Annotated in this window: 14 protein-coding genes; all 14 read right to left on the bottom strand. The window is 35.5% G+C overall.

All coding sequences use genetic code 11. The features are described 5' to 3' along the window. Window positions 1-333: 333 nt before the first annotated feature. On the bottom strand, window positions 334-1,398 hold the full coding sequence (gene recA, locus P2Q73_RS06450; RefSeq protein ID WP_256363917.1) for a recombinase RecA: 1,065 nt from the start codon (window positions 1,396-1,398) through the stop codon (window positions 334-336). Window positions 1,399-1,577: 179 nt separating this feature from the next. Further along, window positions 1,578-2,834 carry a competence/damage-inducible protein A gene (locus P2Q73_RS06445; protein ID WP_275785031.1) on the bottom strand — a complete coding sequence of 419 codons (1,257 nt, stop codon included), beginning with the start codon at window positions 2,832-2,834 and terminating at the stop codon, window positions 1,578-1,580. 20 nt (window positions 2,835-2,854) lie between these two features. Then, window positions 2,855-3,433, bottom strand: coding sequence for a CDP-diacylglycerol--glycerol-3-phosphate 3-phosphatidyltransferase (gene pgsA, locus P2Q73_RS06440; protein ID WP_056830273.1), 579 nt, complete (start codon window positions 3,431-3,433; stop codon window positions 2,855-2,857). Window positions 3,434-3,489: 56 nt separating this feature from the next. Continuing rightward, window positions 3,490-4,350, bottom strand: a complete 861-nt coding sequence (locus P2Q73_RS06435) for a helix-turn-helix domain-containing protein (RefSeq protein ID WP_053589916.1) — start codon at window positions 4,348-4,350, stop codon at window positions 3,490-3,492. A 17-nt stretch (window positions 4,351-4,367) separates the two neighbouring features. After that, entirely contained in the window at window positions 4,368-5,174 is an 807-nt protein-coding gene (locus tag P2Q73_RS06430; protein ID WP_056829344.1) for a YmfK family protein, read from the bottom strand. A gap of 124 nt (window positions 5,175-5,298) precedes the next feature. Beyond that, a complete protein-coding gene (ymfI, locus tag P2Q73_RS06425; RefSeq protein ID WP_275785028.1) occupies window positions 5,299-6,030 on the bottom strand; it encodes an elongation factor P 5-aminopentanone reductase in 732 nt (243 codons plus the stop codon). Then, window positions 6,023-7,327 carry an EF-P 5-aminopentanol modification-associated protein YfmH gene (gene yfmH, locus P2Q73_RS06420; RefSeq protein ID WP_275785026.1) on the bottom strand — a complete coding sequence of 435 codons (1,305 nt, stop codon included), beginning with the start codon at window positions 7,325-7,327 and terminating at the stop codon, window positions 6,023-6,025. Before yfmH ends, ymfI begins: the two co-directional genes overlap by 8 nt. Further along, the gene (gene yfmF, locus P2Q73_RS06415) at window positions 7,320-8,597 is read right to left on the bottom strand and encodes an EF-P 5-aminopentanol modification-associated protein YfmF (RefSeq protein ID WP_275785024.1); all 1,278 of its coding nucleotides are present in this window, start codon (window positions 8,595-8,597) and stop codon (window positions 7,320-7,322) included. The genes yfmH and yfmF overlap by 8 nt, the downstream gene beginning before the upstream one ends. A 169-nt stretch (window positions 8,598-8,766) precedes the next feature. After that, window positions 8,767-9,726, bottom strand: a complete 960-nt coding sequence (locus tag P2Q73_RS06410) for an ABC transporter permease (RefSeq protein ID WP_056829337.1) — start codon at window positions 9,724-9,726, stop codon at window positions 8,767-8,769. Window position 9,727: 1 nt separating this feature from the next. Then, window positions 9,728-10,774, bottom strand: coding sequence for an ABC transporter permease (locus P2Q73_RS06405; protein ID WP_056829335.1), 1,047 nt, complete (start codon window positions 10,772-10,774; stop codon window positions 9,728-9,730). Continuing rightward, window positions 10,764-12,317 (bottom strand): ABC transporter ATP-binding protein, encoded by a 1,554-nt coding sequence (locus P2Q73_RS06400; RefSeq protein ID WP_056829333.1) that lies wholly within the window; start codon window positions 12,315-12,317, stop codon window positions 10,764-10,766. The genes P2Q73_RS06405 and P2Q73_RS06400 overlap by 11 nt, the downstream gene beginning before the upstream one ends. A gap of 234 nt (window positions 12,318-12,551) precedes the next feature. Then, window positions 12,552-13,634: a BMP family lipoprotein gene (locus P2Q73_RS06395; protein ID WP_056829330.1), complete on the bottom strand. Its 1,083-nt coding sequence runs from the start codon at window positions 13,632-13,634 to the stop codon at window positions 12,552-12,554. Window positions 13,635-13,681: 47 nt separating this feature from the next. Continuing rightward, window positions 13,682-14,410: a GntR family transcriptional regulator gene (locus P2Q73_RS06390; protein WP_053589925.1), complete on the bottom strand. Its 729-nt coding sequence runs from the start codon at window positions 14,408-14,410 to the stop codon at window positions 13,682-13,684. A 211-nt stretch (window positions 14,411-14,621) separates the two neighbouring features. Next, window positions 14,622-16,895: an FtsK/SpoIIIE family DNA translocase gene (locus P2Q73_RS06385; protein WP_056829329.1), complete on the bottom strand. Its 2,274-nt coding sequence runs from the start codon at window positions 16,893-16,895 to the stop codon at window positions 14,622-14,624. Between the last annotated feature and the right edge of the window lie 55 nt (window positions 16,896-16,950).

Below are 16,950 nucleotides of genomic sequence, written 5' to 3'. Positions count from 1 at the left end.
GGAATCGGAAGGATAATTATGAAAGAAAAGCGCTAATCTCGTCCCTTAGAAGGAATATCTGTTATTAATCGTTATCGTAATTCTTTGGATATAATGGTTGCTTTATCATTCGGCAGATTATTAGGAGGGGGGTACCTCACTATCCCCCTCTTTTTTATCAGTAATTTTGTAAATATAGTCTCTAATCATTAACTTTAGTAAATTGGATACTAGAGAAGTGGAATCATTATGTTCGCTTCATAAGTTTTCTACGTTGAAGTTATTCTATGACTCTTGTTTGTGGATTAATTGAAAAAAGAAAAAAAGTCTCCCATAAAATGAGAGACTTCTTTTTTATTCTTCATCTAATAATAATTCAAATTCTTCCTCTTCTTCTTCTGGCTCATGTCCTGCAATAGTATATGAAGCTGCAGTCATTCCAAGAGATTCGCGGATTTTTTGTGAAATTTCATTTTTAATAGCAGGATTTTCTTTAAGGAATTGTTTTGCGTTTTCTCTACCCTGTCCTATACGTTCTTCATTGTAAGCATACCAAGAACCGCTTTTTTGAATAATGTCCATTTCGGAACCAAGGTCCACAATTTCTCCTTCTTGAGAAATTCCTTCCCCATACATAATATCCACTTCTGCTGTTCTGAATGGTGGAGCTACTTTGTTTTTTACAACTTTAATCTTCGTTTTGTTACCTACAATATCTGTACCTTGTTTTATCGCTTCTGCACGTCTAACTTCCAAACGTACGGAGCTATAAAATTTAAGTGCACGTCCACCTGGTGTAACTTCTGGATTACCAAACATCACGCCTACTTTTTCACGAACTTGGTTGATGAAGATTGCAATAGTATTTGATTTATTAATAGCTCCAGAAAGCTTACGTAATGCTTGTGACATTAAACGAGCTTGAAGACCAATATGAGAATCTCCCATTTCACCCTCAATTTCAGCTTTAGGAACTAGAGCAGCAACAGAGTCAATAACTAAAATTTCAACTGCTCCACTACGTACTAATGCCTCAGCTATTTCTAGTGCTTGTTCTCCCGTATCCGGTTGAGATAAAAGGAGTTCATCGATATTTACACCTAGTTTTTGAGCATAGACAGGATCTAGCGCATGCTCTGCGTCAATAAAAGCCGCTTGGCCTCCAGTTTTTTGCACTTCAGCAATTGCATGAAGTGCAACTGTAGTTTTACCAGAACTTTCTGGACCGTATGTCTCAATTATACGACCTCTTGGGTATCCACCTATTCCTAAAGCTGCATCAAGTGCTAAAGAGCCACTAGAAGATGTTGAAATTTCTCTATCTGTTTTTTCACCAAGTTTCATAATTGAACCTTTACCAAATTGTTTCTCTATTTGTTTTAAAGCCATTTCTAAAGCTGCTTTACGATCATTAGCCAATTGTTTTCCTCCTCAAAAGAAAGTCTGTTTTTATTTCTATCTCTACTATACTAGGTGTTTGAGAAATATTCAAGAAAAAAGCGAACGTTTATTCGTTTATTTTTAACGACAATTTAATTATTGGACTTAAAAACGACTCAAAATTGAATTTTGGGTCGTTTTTCATAATGAAAATAAGATTAAATTGTTTTAAAACCTTGTTCGCGAAGTAATCGAATTAAGTAATGAATAGTAAATTTCACAGCTCTCAGTCTATTAGTGTTTCTCATACCCGAAAGACTTAACTTATACGACACTGGTGCCATATCATTTAAAGCAATACCTATCCAGACAGTGCCAGCCGGCTGGCCACCATGAGCATCTGGTCCAGCTGCCCCTGTTATGCCAACACCAATATTTGTATTAAATTTTTCTTTAATACAATTAGCCATAGCCTCAGCACATTCTCTAGATACTACCCCAAATGAGTCTATTATTTGCTGATCTACGCCAAGTTGATCGACTTTGATAGACTCGGTATATGTAATCATACCTCCAACTAATACTGCACCCATTCCTTTAACTGCAGCAATTTCGGATTGAAATAATCCTGCAGTCATGCTTTCTGCGGCAGAAATAGTTAATTGATTTTCAACTAGTATCTCTTGAAGCTTAGAGGCTAAAGAGTCGTCATTGTACCCATATACATATTCACCTACACGGTCAAAAATCTCTTTTTGAAGAACCTCAATCTTTTCCCATGCTGCAGCTTCTGAATCACTTTTAGCTGTCAAGCGTAACGTAACTTCCCCATCTGAAGCGAGTGGAGCCAATGTAGGGTTTTTTTGGTTATCTAATAAGTCCTGTACCCGCGTTTCCAGTTCTGCTTCACCAATACCATAAAAACGCATTACATGAGACAAAATAACCGTTTCTTCATTGAGTAATTTTAGCAGTAATGGTTTTGCTTCAAATTGGAACATAGGCTCCATTTCTTTTGGTGGTCCAGGTAAAAGGATATACGAGTGATTCTCTGATGTAAGTAGCATCCCGGGAGCCATCCCATTCTTATTCGGCAATACTGTACAGCCTTCAAGTACTAATGCTTGTTTTTTATTATTTTCGGTCATTTCACGGTTCATTCTTTTGAAAAAGTCTTCGATATAAAGTAACGCTTGTTGATCAAGTACCAATTTTTTGTTTAAATGAGCGGAAATAGTTTCTTTTGTTAGGTCGTCTTTTGTAGGTCCTAAACCACCTGTGAAAATAATTAAATCTGCACGTTCTTCCGCGATTTTAATCGAATCGAGTAAGCGTTTCGGATTATCTCCCACTACCGAATGAAAATAAACATCGATTCCTAATTCAGCAAGTTGGGAAGAAATAAATCGGGCATTCGTATTTGAAATCTGCCCTAACAATAACTCTGAGCCTACAGCAATTATCTCTGCTTTCATCTAACAATACTTCCTTCCTATCACTTAGAATCAAGTAACACTCTACGATTTAAATAGAAGTAATCAAACCCAGACCATAAGGTGAAAATGAGACATACATACAACATAATCATATCAAATGGGATAGAGAACATTTCAAAAAAGACATTCCCTAATAACAATGAAGATATTGCAATGATTTGTGTCCACATTTTAATTTTACCTAACTGGTTCGCAGCAACTACTTCTCCTTCGTTTGCAAGTATTAAACGTAGTCCTGTTACTGCAAATTCACGGCTAATAATTAATATTACTACCCAAGCAGGAGCCATTCCAAACTGAACTAATATAATAAGAGCTGCAGAAACTAATAATTTATCTGCCAATGGATCTAAAAATTTCCCCATATTAGTTACGAGATTATATTTTCTCGCGTAATAACCATCAATAAAATCCGTAATGGATGCAATGATAAAAATAATCGCTCCAATTAAATGACCTAAAGGAATTGTAGCTCCGAGGAAGCTAACATCCCCCCAGTTAAAATCTACAAGCATAAAAAACATAAATACTGGAATTAAAAAAATGCGAAACATGGAAATTTGATTTGGAATATTCATTTTCATTTACGACAAACTCCTTTCTTATAAGACCAAAAAGCCATCTAAATAGATGGCTATTTGTTGAACTGTATCACTAAATTTTGAGTAGTACTATCTGATTTAAATTCAACTGCTTGATCGTTTATAGATACTGTATTTCCAGGTGTATGACCTAAACGGATTCGCACTCGTGTTAATGCACTTGCATCATACTCGAATGTTTCACCTGCATTAACTGCTTGATCAACTAAAATTTTGTTGTCCTGGTCTCTAATATTCAGCCAGGTTTTATTTGTTGCAACAATTTTAACTAAATAAGACTCTGCACCAGTTAAATCATATGTTGTTGTTTCACCTTGCGTTTCTACAAATGTTAACTGTTGTTCCGGCTTAGTTTCTTCAACAACTTCTTCTTGTACTTCTTCGTCTGGTTTTTCTTCCTCAGTTGGTGTAACTGGATTCTTTTCCTCTGTAGGTGGTTTTGTTTCCAGAGTTAAAGCGTTATCAGTTTCAGCTGGATCCGTTTCATCATTCTTAGGTGAATTTTGAAATAAAAACCATAAAATCACTATAATAGCGATAGCAAAAAGTGCAACTACTAGCATCGGAAAAACTTCCATAAACTTGCCCGTTGAACGACCGCCTAATGATCTTCGAGAAGGCGTTGTAGTTATATTCTTTGATACTTCTTCATTCATCGGTGTTGGAATCTCCGATTTATAAGTATCTAATAGTTCATCCCCGTTTAAACCAACGGCTTCTGCATATTGTTTAATAAAAGCACGCACATAGAATGAACCAGGCATAGTCGCATAATTTCCTTCTTCTATTCCAGCCAAATATCTCTTTTGTATTTTTGTGATTTCTTGTAAATCATCAATACTAAATCCTTTTGCAATTCTCGCCTCTTTTAAGCGAGCACCTAGTTCTGTCACTTAAAACACCTGCCCGTTTAAAAATTAAATCCACCAAATCCGCCAAACCCACTCATCCCTTTGTCGGACATTCCGTGGTTTTTCTCCATCATTTCGTACGTAATTTCCTCGTCTGGGTTATGACGAAGTTCAATAATATAGTCGAAATCATCAATAGAGTACTCCGAATGTTGGATAAACATGTCCGGGTGTTCTACTACTTTAATAGTAGGCATCCGCATCATTTCTCTTACTAACATTTGATGTTTCTCATCATTTGACTTTCTTGTTACTATACCATCTAAAATAAAAATGTTACGATCACTAAACTCGTCCCCTGCAAGCTGACTTCTGATTGTTTGCTTAATCATTGTAGAGGATAGAAAAATCCACTTCTTGTTAGCACAGACACTAGCAGCAACAACTGATTCCGTTTTACCGACACGTGGCATACCTCTAATACCAATTAGTTTGTGGCCTTCCTGCTTAAATATTTCTGCCATGAAATCAACTAGCAAACCTAGCTCATCTCTTACAAATCGAAAGGTCTTTTTATCATCTGCATCACGTTGTATATACCTTCCATGTCTAACAGCTAAACGGTCTCTCAACTTAGGTTCCCTAAATTTGGTTAATTGAATCATTTCCATCGTAGAAGCAATATGCTCAAAGCGTTCAATATTTTCTTTTTTTTCGGCTTTAATCAACATTCCTCGACGGCCTTCGTCAACACCATTAATTGTGACGATATTAACTCGTAGCATACCAAGTAAAGAAGCGATATCTCCCAAAAGTCCAGGACGATTTATTTGAATGTCATATTCAAAAAACCATTCACTTGCCATAGTTATCTGTCCCCTCTATTTAGATGACGTTTCATTTCATTATAAGTTCTATCATATATGATTTTTGAGATGAATAAAAGAAAAAAAGAAAAGAGCTACAGGATCCCTCTCTTTTCTTTTTACATCAAATATACCATCCACCATTTACTCGGATAATTTGACCAGTTATATAATTTGCTTTCTCACTTACTAAAAATTCGACAGCATTTGCCACATCATCCGTAGTACCAAATACACCAGCAGGTATTTCTTCTAATAACAGATCTCGTGCTTCCATATCTAAATGATGATTCATTTTAGTATCAATAAATCCTGGTGCAACAGCATTGACTGTAATTTTCTGCAAAGCCACTTCTTTTGCATATGCTTTCACAAACGCATGCTGAGCACCTTTTGCAGCGGAATATGCTACCTCATAAGAAGCCCCGGTGTCTCCCCATATAGAACCTACAAAAACAATGGAGGCATTCACATTTTTTCGAAGTTTGGGTGTAAGTTTTCCAGCTAAATAAATTGGATGTTCAACATGCACTTGAAAAAGATCTCGTATTTCAACTAATGTCGTCTCTTCTAACCCTTTATACAAACTATGCCCTTGAGCAAATATAATGGTCTGAAGCGAAAATATCGAGGATACTAAAGATTCTACAGACTCAGAACTCCTCATATCCGCTTGAACGAGCAAAAAATCTTGTTCTGGATAAGAAGACTCTAGTTTTGCTAACAAGCTTTTTACAAGTTCTTCATTACTAGCAAAATGTAAGTACAATGACCAACCAGCTTCAGCAAGTTTATAACTGATTGCATGACCAATCTCACCTGATGCACCTACAACTAGAGCAAATTTGTTAGTCATTTTGCTTTTTCTCGTTTGGAAGAACGGTAAATACTGTATGCATTTCACTGTTAGTTAATGATTCAAACGCATGTTTTACTTGTTCCATCGTTAAGTTTTCCAAAGCAGGGACTACATCAAATAAATTCATCTTGTTAAACGAATATCGAGTAAATTGATTCGCGATATATTCAATAGAATTTAAAGCACGTAAGAAAAAGCCAATCTTTTTACGTGTAACACGCTTTAAGTCATCTTCCGTGTATTTCCATTCATTCTGAGTATCTGCGATTGTTTGTTTAATGGAAGCAACAAGTGCTTCAGGATTAGTGGAATCTGAACCAATCATAGTAAATCCATAGCCATGTTCCATTGAAAAATCCGCAGAGTATGATTCATCAATATATCCTTTTTCGTATACATCTTGATAAAAGACTGAAGTTCTACCAAAAATTAATTCGACTGCCACCTGCATGGAAAGTTCATAATTCAACATTTCATTTCCAAAGATATTTGTATTATTTGATTTAATTCCGAACATTACTTTAGGTTTTTGTACATCCATTTGGAGAGTACGTTCTTGAATATCAACAGATAATTGCTCATTTGGGAAAAATCTTTTTATTTCCTGCGGTTTTTCAAATGATTTTGACGCTTGATCCTCTTTTATAAAATTCATCATTATCTCTGGATCCACTGCACCGACCACAAATACCATCATGTTAGATGGATGGTAAAAAGTGTTGTAACATTCGTATAAATGATCTGCAGTTATTTTATTGATAGATTCAATTGTTCCTGCAATATCAATTTTCACAGGATGTTCTTTATACATATTTTCAATCGTACCAAAATACAATCGCCAATCTGGTTGGTCGTCATACATGGTAATTTCCTGGGCAATAATACCTTTTTCTTTTTCTACTGTTTGTTCTGTAAAGTAAGGTTGTTGAACAAAATCAAGCAAAGTTTTTGTATTATCTAACACATGATCTGTGGACGAAAATAAATAAGAAGTTCTCGTAAACGAGGTAAAAGCATTAGCCGAAGCACCTTTTTCACTAAACTGTTGAAAAACATCGCCTTCTTCTTTTTCGAACATTTTATGCTCTAAAAAATGAGCAATCCCGTCTGGAACGATAACCGGTTCTTCTTTGCCAAGAGGGATAAACTCACGATCAATTGAGCCATAATTAGTTGTAAATGTTACATAGGTTTTGGAAAAACCCTTTTTCGGTAAAATATATACATTTAAACCATTCGGTAGTTGTTCATTGTATAAAGTCTCATCTAATTGTTGAAAATAAGTTTTATTCATTCTCCGCACCATCCTTACCAGATAGGAAATAGACGAATTCCTTCTCTATCTTAGAAGCCATTTGTTGAATTTGGTCTTTTGTCACATTAGACCATTTTTCAAACCAATCTTCTACTGTAAATTCTTCATTCAATTCTTTATATTGATCATAAATTTCAATTTGTGCACGAGCAGAATCTAACGCTTCCTTTAGCTGGTTCTTTAACATCGATCTCGTTTGATTTATTTCTAAATCAGAAATCTCACCAGCTTGCATTACCTTCAGTTGTTCATCAATTAGCTGTACTGCTTTTTCTTGTAAATTCGAATCTATTCCAGCTAACACGAATATTAAACCATACATCGATGAATAACTACTAGATGCGTAATAAGCCATACTTTCTTTTTCCCGAACATTCATAAATATTTTTGAATGAGCAAATCCACCAAAAATCCCGTTTGTCATCTGCATAATTGGAAATTCTTCAGAGAAGAAAGTAATTGGTGTGTGATAGGCAATATGTAATTTACCTTGTTTCATCTCTTGTATTTCATGTAAAAATTCGTTTTTATGACCTACTTTTTGTGTATCGTGTTTGGATGATACTTTATCTTTGCGAGCTGTAAATGGGAAGTGACTTTCTATTTTCCCTTTGATGTCATTAACATCTACGTCACCAACTATGTAAATAGATAATTCATCATCGTTTATTATTTTTCTGTGCATTTCAACTAATTGATCATTTGTTACTGCTTGAACTGCAGGTACCGTTCCATTTGAAGATATGGAAGCAGGGTGATCTGGACGAATGTTTTCGAGCAAACGTTGTTGAGCATATCTAGTTTTATCATCATACATGGATTGAATTCGTTCGATAACTTGTTCCTTCTCACGTTTTACGATGGAATCAACAAATTTACCATTTACTAAAAGGGGTTTATAAATTACTGTAGAAAGCAAGGAAATTACTTCGTCTACTACCTTTTCATTAGACAAATAAGCATCATTTACAGTTTCAGCATTCAACGAAAAGATATGATTATTACCTTTTTTTATCGTATCGAAATATATAACTGCCCCATATAATTCATCTACACGTTTACGAAATTCGGAATTCGTAGGATATATTTCATTACTATATTGAAGTATATTGGCAAGTACTGCACGAATTGAGGCATCTTGAACATTAATTGGCTGTTTCCATTTAAATGAAATATTAATTGTTTTAAATTGTTCTGTCGGTCTAACATAAAGCTTAACACCATGTGCAAGTTCATACTTCTGAAACATGTTGTTATCCCCCTTTTTCTATATAGTTTACTCTATCTTCTATTCACTATACATCTTCCTTTTAAACTATGCCAAATAAAAGGGACCAAATAAATTTGGTCCCTACAGATTTAACAATAGTATACATCTAACGTGTCTCTTAAGACGATCAAAATAAACGTTTAAAAACTTATCGTTTACCTTTTATATATGGAATTCCACTTGCTTTCGGTGCATATGCTTTACCTATAAATCCAGCAACCGCCAAGATCGTCAAGACATAAGGTAGTACATGTAAGAAATAACTTGGTATTTGGTCAATGTAAGGAATTTGCCCTCCCACAATACTTAGCGCTTGAGCAAAACCAAAGAATAAAGCCGCTCCTAGAGCACCAAGTGGATGCCATTTACCAAAAATCATTGCTGCAAGTGCCATAAATCCTTGTCCATTTATAGTAGTATGGCTAAACTCTCCTGAGATAGATTGCGAATAAACCGCTCCCCCTATACCAGCTAGAGCTCCAGATAATACAACCGCTATATAGCGCATTTTTGTAACATTTACACCCATCGTGTCTGCTGCCATCGGATGTTCACCAACAGCACGTAATCTCAATCCAAATGGAGTTTTATAAATAACAAACCAAGCTAGAATCGCTATAGCTACAGCTAAAATCGACGTTGAATAAACATCCTTAAAGAACATTGGTCCTATCACCGGTATATCACTTAAAAATGGTATGTCAAATCGTATAAAACGTTCTTGAATATAATCTGTTTGACCTTTACCATAAATCATTTTCACTGAGAATAATGCAATTGCGACACCAAGCATATTGATCGCAACCCCAGAAATGGTCTGGTCAGCACGGAAAGATATTGCTGCAACTGCATGCATTAAAGAAAAAATTGCTGAGACAACCATAGCTGCAAGTAATGAAACCCAAGGAGTAAAGGCTCCAAAAGTATCTACGAACATTAAGTTAAATAATATACCAATAAATGCTCCCATTACCATCAAACCTTCAAGTCCAATATTAATAACACCTGAACGTTCAGAAAACACCCCACCAATGGCAGTAAAGATTAATGGAGCAGCATAGAAAATAGCCGATGGAATAATGAAATATAGAACATCTAAAAAGCTCATATTATTTCGCCTCCTTTTTCTTGTTCATTTTTTCAAGGAAATAGCGAATAACGTAACCACAAGCTACAAAGAAAATAATGATTGCAATAACAATCGATACAATTTCAACAGGTATTCCTGCTGCGTTCGGCATATTTAAAGCCCCATATTTTAAAGCCCCAAATAAAGTTGCTCCGAAAACCACTCCAAGTGGAGTATTCGCACCTAAAAGGGCTACGGCGATACCGTCAAAACCTATTCCAGTAAATCCACCTTTTACATTCGCGTATTGGAATGTACCAAGTGCCTCCATAGCTCCAGCTAGACCAGCAAAAGCCCCAGAAATAACCATAGATAAAATAATATTTTTATTTACATTCATACCAGCATATTGAGAAGCATTTTTGTTAAAACCAACTGCTTTTAGCTCGTAACCAGTCGTAGTTTTTTCTAAGATAAACCACATTAATAAAACCATCGCAAGAGCAATGAAAATACCATAATGTAAGCGTGAAAAGTCAGTCATACTTTCAAAAAATGCCGACTTTAATGAAGCGGTCTCTTTAATAGTACCTGTGTTATCTCCTCCATCCGAAATAATCCGGATAAGGGCATTTGTTGTATGAAGTGCAATGTAGTTCATCATAATCGTTACAATTACTTCATGAACTTGCAACTTCGCTTTTAATAATCCAGGAATAAATGCCCATATAGCACCTGCTAATGCAGCAGCAATAATAGCAAATGGAAGATGTATATACATTGGTAAATCGAAAGCTACACCAACATATGCAGCTGCGAACCAGCCAACTAAAAGTTGTCCTTCTACCCCAATATTAAACAATCCTGTTCGGAACGCAAAAGCCACTGCTAGACCAGATAAAAGGTATGGTGTTATTTGACGGATTGTCTCTCCGATTGCATATGAATCTCCAAAAATACCATTCCATAATGCAATATAACCTTGTACTGGATCATATCCACTAACTAGCATGACGATAGCTCCGACAAGCAACCCTAAAATAACCGATATAACAGGGACAAGAATATTTACTACTCTATTCGACATGCTGTTTATCCCCCTGGTTCACTTCAATTTCTTCTCTTATGCTTTGACCTGCCATTAACAAGCCAAGCTCTTGCTCAGTTGTATCTTTCGGATACACAGTATCAACAATTTGGCCATCATGAATAACCGCGATACGATCTGAAACATTCATTACTTCATCTAATTCAAATGAAAGAAGTAGTACTGCTTTTCCATTATCACGTTGTTCGATTAAGCGTTGATGAATAAACTCGATAGCACCAACATCAAGACCTCTCGTTGGTAATGCAGCAATTAGAAGTTCGGGATTTCGAATAATCTCACGACCAATAATTGCTTTTTGTTGATTTCCTCCTGATAAGGAACGCGCAAGTGTATCTTCACCTTGAGTACGAACATCAAAGTCACTAATTACTTTTTTTGCTAGCTCCGATACTTTCCCATAATCCATAATTCCTTTATTCGAAATAGGTGACAAATAGTATGTTTGTAACGCAATATTATGCCCTATTGAAAAGTCTAATACTAAACCATGTTTATGACGATCTTGTGGGATATGCCCAACTCCTGCTTCTGTCACTTGACGAGGCTTTTTGTTCGTAACATCTTGTCCATTGATAGAAATAGTACCTTTCTTAACTTTACGAAGGCCAGTAATAGCTTCTATTAATTCGGATTGTCCATTCCCATCAATACCAGCTATCCCTAGTATTTCTCCTTTACGAACTGTTAAGTTTAATCCCTTAACTTTTTCAATTCCTCTGTAATCCGTAACAGTTAAATCTTTAATAATAAGCGAGTCATCAGTAGGATGGGCCTCTTCCTTAATTGTTTTAAAGTCGACTTGTCTTCCTACCATTAGAGAAGCAAGTTCATTTGGATTTGTCTCGGCAGTAATAACTGTTCCAATTCCTACACCTTTACGAATGACTGTAACACGATCAGAAACGTCCATTATTTCTTTTAATTTGTGCGTAATTAAAATAATAGATTTTCCTTCTTGGATAAGTCTTTTCATAATTTGAATTAGTTCATGAATTTCTTGAGGTGTTAAAGAAGCAGTAGGTTCATCAAAAATTAAAATTTCTGCTCCACGATAAAGTGTTTTCAAGATTTCAACACGTTGTTGCATACCTACAGAAATATCTTCAATTTTTGCGTTTGGATCTACATCTAAACCATACATCTCGGATAATTTCTGTATTTTTTTTGAAGCATCTTTAATATTGATAGTTCCATTTTTCGTTAACTCATTACCTAAAATAATGTTTTCAGTTACCGTAAAATTTTCTACAAGCATAAAATGCTGATGTACCATACCTATTCCAAGATCGTTGGCAACGTTTGGATCAGTTATCTTAACTGATTTCCCGTTAACTTTTATTTCACCAGCTTCTGGTTGATATAGACCAAATAAAACATTCATGAGAGTGGACTTTCCAGCACCATTCTCCCCTAGCAGAGCATGAATTTCTCCCTTCTTTAATTGAAGGGTAATGTTATCATTTGCAACAAACGATCCAAACTCTTTACGAATGCCAAGCATCTCTATTACATAATCCAATGAATTCACTCCCTACTATACTAGTACAAAATTAATACAAGAAAGACTTTAAATTTTCATCTTATAGATTATTGGAAATAGTTTCATAATCAATAACCCTTATAACCTGAAATGTCTATCTATTAAATTAGACTCAAAAATCTAATGAAGACTTTAAATATTTAAAATCTTTCATCTACTAATTAAAGAATCATAAAGACCGATAACTCGGCCTTTATGATGTGCGTTACAAAATTATTCTACTGTTTCAGGTACTACGATTTCACCTGAAGCAATTTTATCAGAGAACTCTTTAACTTTTGCTAGAACATCTTCTGGAATAGCTCCACGAGAATCAGCAAGGCCAACTCCTTCTTCCGCTAAACCATAAGTTACTGTTTTTCCACCTGGGAAGTTTCCAGCCATTGTTTCTTTTGCAATGTTTTGAACTGCTACGTCAACACGTTTTTGCATAGATGTAAGAGTTACGTTAGTATCACCAACTGCACCCTCTTCGTATTGGTCAGAGTCAACTCCGATTACCCATACGTTAGCATTTGCATCTTTTGTTTTACGTTCTTTTGCTTCAGCGAATACACCATTACCAGTACCACCAGCTGCGTGGAAAATAATATCTACTCCTGAAGAGTACATACGGTTTGCAGTAGTTTTACCAAGTGCTGCATCATCAAATTTCCCTGTATATTGAACATCTACTTTAATGCTTGGATCTACAGCTTTAACGCCTTCTAAGAAACCAGCTTCAAAACGTTCGATAACTGGAATTTCCATTCCACCAACGAATCCGATTTGTTTAGATTCTGACATTAGAGCAGCAGCTACACCTGCTAAGAATGAACCTTCTTGCTCTTTAAACATTACAGAAGCAACGTTTGGTGCATCAACAATAGCATCAATGATAGCAAGTTGAGCATCTTTTTGTTGCTCAGCAATAGTTGCAATTGGTTTTTCCATTAGGAAACCAATACCATAAACTACGTCAAAGTCACGACGAACTAAGTTATTTAAGTTTGTATTGTAATCAGCGTCTGATGCAGATTGAAGGTAATCATATCCACCGTCACCTTTTTCAAGACCGTTTTCTTTCCCAAATGCTTCAATACCTTCCCAAGCTAATTGGTTAAATGATTTGTCATCTACTCCACCAACGTCAGTTACCATTGCTAAAGAAAAGTCTTTTGCTTCACTTGCAGTTGAACCTGAACCTTCATTACCTTTTGAAGGAGTAGCCTCATCTTCTTTTGCACCACATGCTCCAAGAATTGTTCCAGCAGCAAGTACAAGTGACAGTCCTAATCCAAATTTACGTTTTGTCAAATTGAAAACCCCCATTTTTTTTCTTATTAGCAGGAATTTAAATCTTTTTACACCCTTTTCCGAACAACATGAAAGCTAAATTTATCAGCTCGAAAATAGTTTTTCGAGTACAAAACTACACGATCATTTTCATCGTAGTGAAGTTGTTTTAATACAAGCAATGAAGTTTCTGGTTCACAGTTTAACGTCGGTGAAGCAATTTCATGATATCCCACTGGATCAATAAATGTTACCGCATGCGAAACTCTAATTTCTCCCGATTCCTCTAATGCATTAAATATAGAACCTTCTTCTCTAACAAGAAAATCATTTGGCAAGTAATTTTCTGGAACTTTATCTATACAATATACAACTGGCTCACCATTTGCAGTACGGACTCGTTCCATCGATATTATTGATTGTTCTTCACTACACTGAAAGCGTTTTATATCATCTTCAGAAGCAAGTGATTGCATAGAACTAAGATAAATTGTTCCCGGTTCCATTCCTGCACTTCGAATCATGGATGAAACACTAGATAATTGTTCAATTCCTGAAGTAAAAACAGGCTTTGAATTAACAAATGTGCCGACACCATGTCTTCTAATAATGACATTTTCTTCTTCCAATAAGCGAAGTGCTTCTCTTAAAGTTGCACGACTTACTCCAAGCGTTTTAGCTAATTCAAATTCTGACGGAAGCTTTTCCTTTTCTTTGAATATGCCATTGTCAATGTCTTGTTTAAGACGATCAATTACTTGAAGATACAGATGACGATGGTCTATTTTGATTGTCAACGAAAACACCACCATTTTGAAGAGATCAGACCTCCGATGTAAAAGATTCCTACTAATCAGTCATACTATAACATTTTTAATGATTGAAATAAATACTTTTATTAATATTAGAATAAAAGATTTAACGTAAAATTTAACTAAATGTAATGTTTTTGTCATATTATATCTTCAAAGTGTGATACTAATTGCAAAAAAATAATTATATATGTCCTCATATTTCTTCATCTAACGCTTGTTTAGATATAAGCACTTGCCGTGGCTTACTTCCTTCATATGGACCAACAACTCCACCCATTTCGAGCTGATCAATAATTCGAGCAGCACGAGAGTATCCGATTCTAAAACGACGTTGTAAAAGGGAGACAGATGCAGTCTGCATGTCTGTTACTAATTGCAAAGCATCCTCATATAACTCATCTCGGTCTAGTTGTTCTGAAGATTCTTCCACTTCATCTGGAATCATTTCTTCCTGATAATTTGCTTTTTGTTGTTCAATGACAAAATCTACTACTCGTTCTACCTCAGCATCTGATAAATATGCACCTTGAACACGGACAGGCTTCGAACTTCCAGCAGGTAGGAAAAGCATATCTCCACGCCCTAAAAGTTTTTCTGCTCCTCCCATATCTAATATAGTTCGTGAATCAATAGCAGAAGATACTGCAAATGCTATTCTCGAAGGAATATTTGCTTTAATAATACCCGTAATAACATCCACACTTGGTCGTTGTGTAGCAATTATTAAATGAATACCAGCTGCCCGTGCCATTTGTGCAAGTCTCGTAATAGAATCCTCCACATCACTTGAAGCTACCATCATTAAATCTGCTAACTCATCAACTATTACAACTATATATGGAAGTTTTGGATGTTTCTCTTCATTTTCTTCATTCCATTTATCAATGTGTTCGTTATATCCACCTATATTTCGTGTTCCTGTGTGAGAAAATAAATCATATCTTCTTTCCATTTCCGATACAATTTTTTTCAAGGCTTGTGAAGCTTTTCTTGGATCTGTCACAACTGGAGCTAAAAGATGGGGAATGCCATTATACACATTCAACTCTACCATCTTAGGGTCAATCATCATCATTTTCACTTCATGAGGTTTAGCTCGCATCATAATACTGATTATTATTCCATTAATGCAAACACTCTTCCCACTACCGGTAGAACCTGCAACGAGTAAATGAGGCATCTTGTTTAGTTCCGCTAATACAGCTTGTCCCGTCACATCTCTACCAAAACCAATTAGAAGCTTTAGATTAGGCTTGTTATTTTCTTTGGATTCTAGCACTTCACTCAGGCTAACAATTGCAACTTCCTTATTCGGAACCTCTATACCGACTGCAGATTTCCCTGGAATTGGAGCTTCAATTCGAATATCTCTCGCTGCAAGTGCTAAAGCTAAATCGTCATGTAGGCTTACAATACGGCTTACTTTTACTCCTACATCAGGAAGCACTTCATATTTTGTAACTGCTGGCCCTAAATGAACCTGAGTAACTTTTGCTTTTACTCCAAAACTTAAAAAAGTTTGTTCTAGCTTTTTTGCATTCGCCTGAATTGCATTTAATTCTCCACTTTGATCACTGTGAGTAGGTGAATCTAAAAGTGACATCGATGGGAGTTGATAATCTTCATTTTCAATAACTTCTGATTCCATATTAATTTCTAATGGTTCGGGAGCTTCTGTTGACTCTTCTCTTTTAGAAATTCGTTCCGTAAATGCAGAAATGATAGGAGCCGAATCTTGAATTATTTCTTCTTCTAATGGAAGAGTTTTTTCCTCGTGGATAGTAACTGCTTCTTCTTGGACCATTTCTTTTTTTGTTCTTCTTGCTTTTCTCTCCGATACTACTGGTTTTGATTTTTTCTTACGTCTTTTAAACAACTCTTTAAATTTAGGAGATACCTCAACTAAATAAGGAACTAGTGCTTTACCTGTTATTAATACTATACCTATAAATAGCAATAGCCATCCAGCTACTTTTGCTCCAGCAGCATCAAACAACACATGAAAAGAGGCAAACAGGATAGCACCAATCATTCCACCACCAAGTGAACTGCTTCTATCTGTAATTCCTCCACTTTCTACTAATACTCTATAACTTTCTCTTAGTACAGAATTTGTTACTAATGCATTTCCACTAAAGAGCTGTTCAAAGAGAGATAAATGACTAAATAACAAAAGACTACTTAATACAAAGGCAAAACCTAATAAAAGTCGATGATTCCAAGAAGGAAATGTTTGTTTAATCATAATAATTAGTGCAAAAACAATTAATAGAAACGGTACAGCAATATGCCAATTACCGAATAGAAAATAACCTACATACGCTAAACTTTTTCCGACAAGGCCGTATTCATAAAACGAGATAATTGCAATTCCAATAACGATTAATCCAATAATTTCATACATTAATGGATGTAACGTTTTTTTGGCTGCTGCTTTTTTGACTGGTTTTTTCCTTTTTTGTGCCATCTAAGTCACCTGCTTTCCTCAAAATGATAAAAAGGACTTCCTTCCGCAATAATCG

Origin of the sequence: Bacillus sp. Cr_A10 (genome assembly GCF_029222665.1) — a bacterium.
Taxonomy (GTDB): domain Bacteria; phylum Bacillota; class Bacilli; order Bacillales_A; family Planococcaceae; genus Psychrobacillus.
This window is presented reverse-complemented; position numbering and strand designations above follow the sequence as displayed.

Bases quoted from the DNA above. Each gene is read 5' to 3' on its own strand.
- P2Q73_RS06445 (WP_275785031.1), bottom strand. From the start codon at position 2,834: ATGAAAGCAGAGATAATTGCTGTAGGCTCAGAGTTATTGTTAGGGCAG.
- pgsA (WP_056830273.1), bottom strand. From the start codon at position 3,433: ATGAATATTCCAAATCAAATTTCCATGTTTCGCATTTTTTTAATTCCA.
- P2Q73_RS06430 (WP_056829344.1), bottom strand. From the start codon at position 5,174: ATGGCAAGTGAATGGTTTTTTGAATATGACATTCAAATAAATCGTCCT.
- ymfI (WP_275785028.1), bottom strand. From the start codon at position 6,030: ATGACTAACAAATTTGCTCTAGTTGTAGGTGCATCAGGTGAGATTGGT.
- yfmH (WP_275785026.1), bottom strand. From the start codon at position 7,327: ATGAATAAAACTTATTTTCAACAATTAGATGAGACTTTATACAATGAA.
- yfmF (WP_275785024.1), bottom strand. From the start codon at position 8,597: ATGTTTCAGAAGTATGAACTTGCACATGGTGTTAAGCTTTATGTTAGA.
- P2Q73_RS06410 (WP_056829337.1), bottom strand. From the start codon at position 9,726: ATGAGCTTTTTAGATGTTCTATATTTCATTATTCCATCGGCTATTTTC.
- P2Q73_RS06405 (WP_056829335.1), bottom strand. From the start codon at position 10,774: ATGTCGAATAGAGTAGTAAATATTCTTGTCCCTGTTATATCGGTTATT.
- P2Q73_RS06385 (WP_056829329.1), bottom strand. From the start codon at position 16,895: ATGGCACAAAAAAGGAAAAAACCAGTCAAAAAAGCAGCAGCCAAAAAA.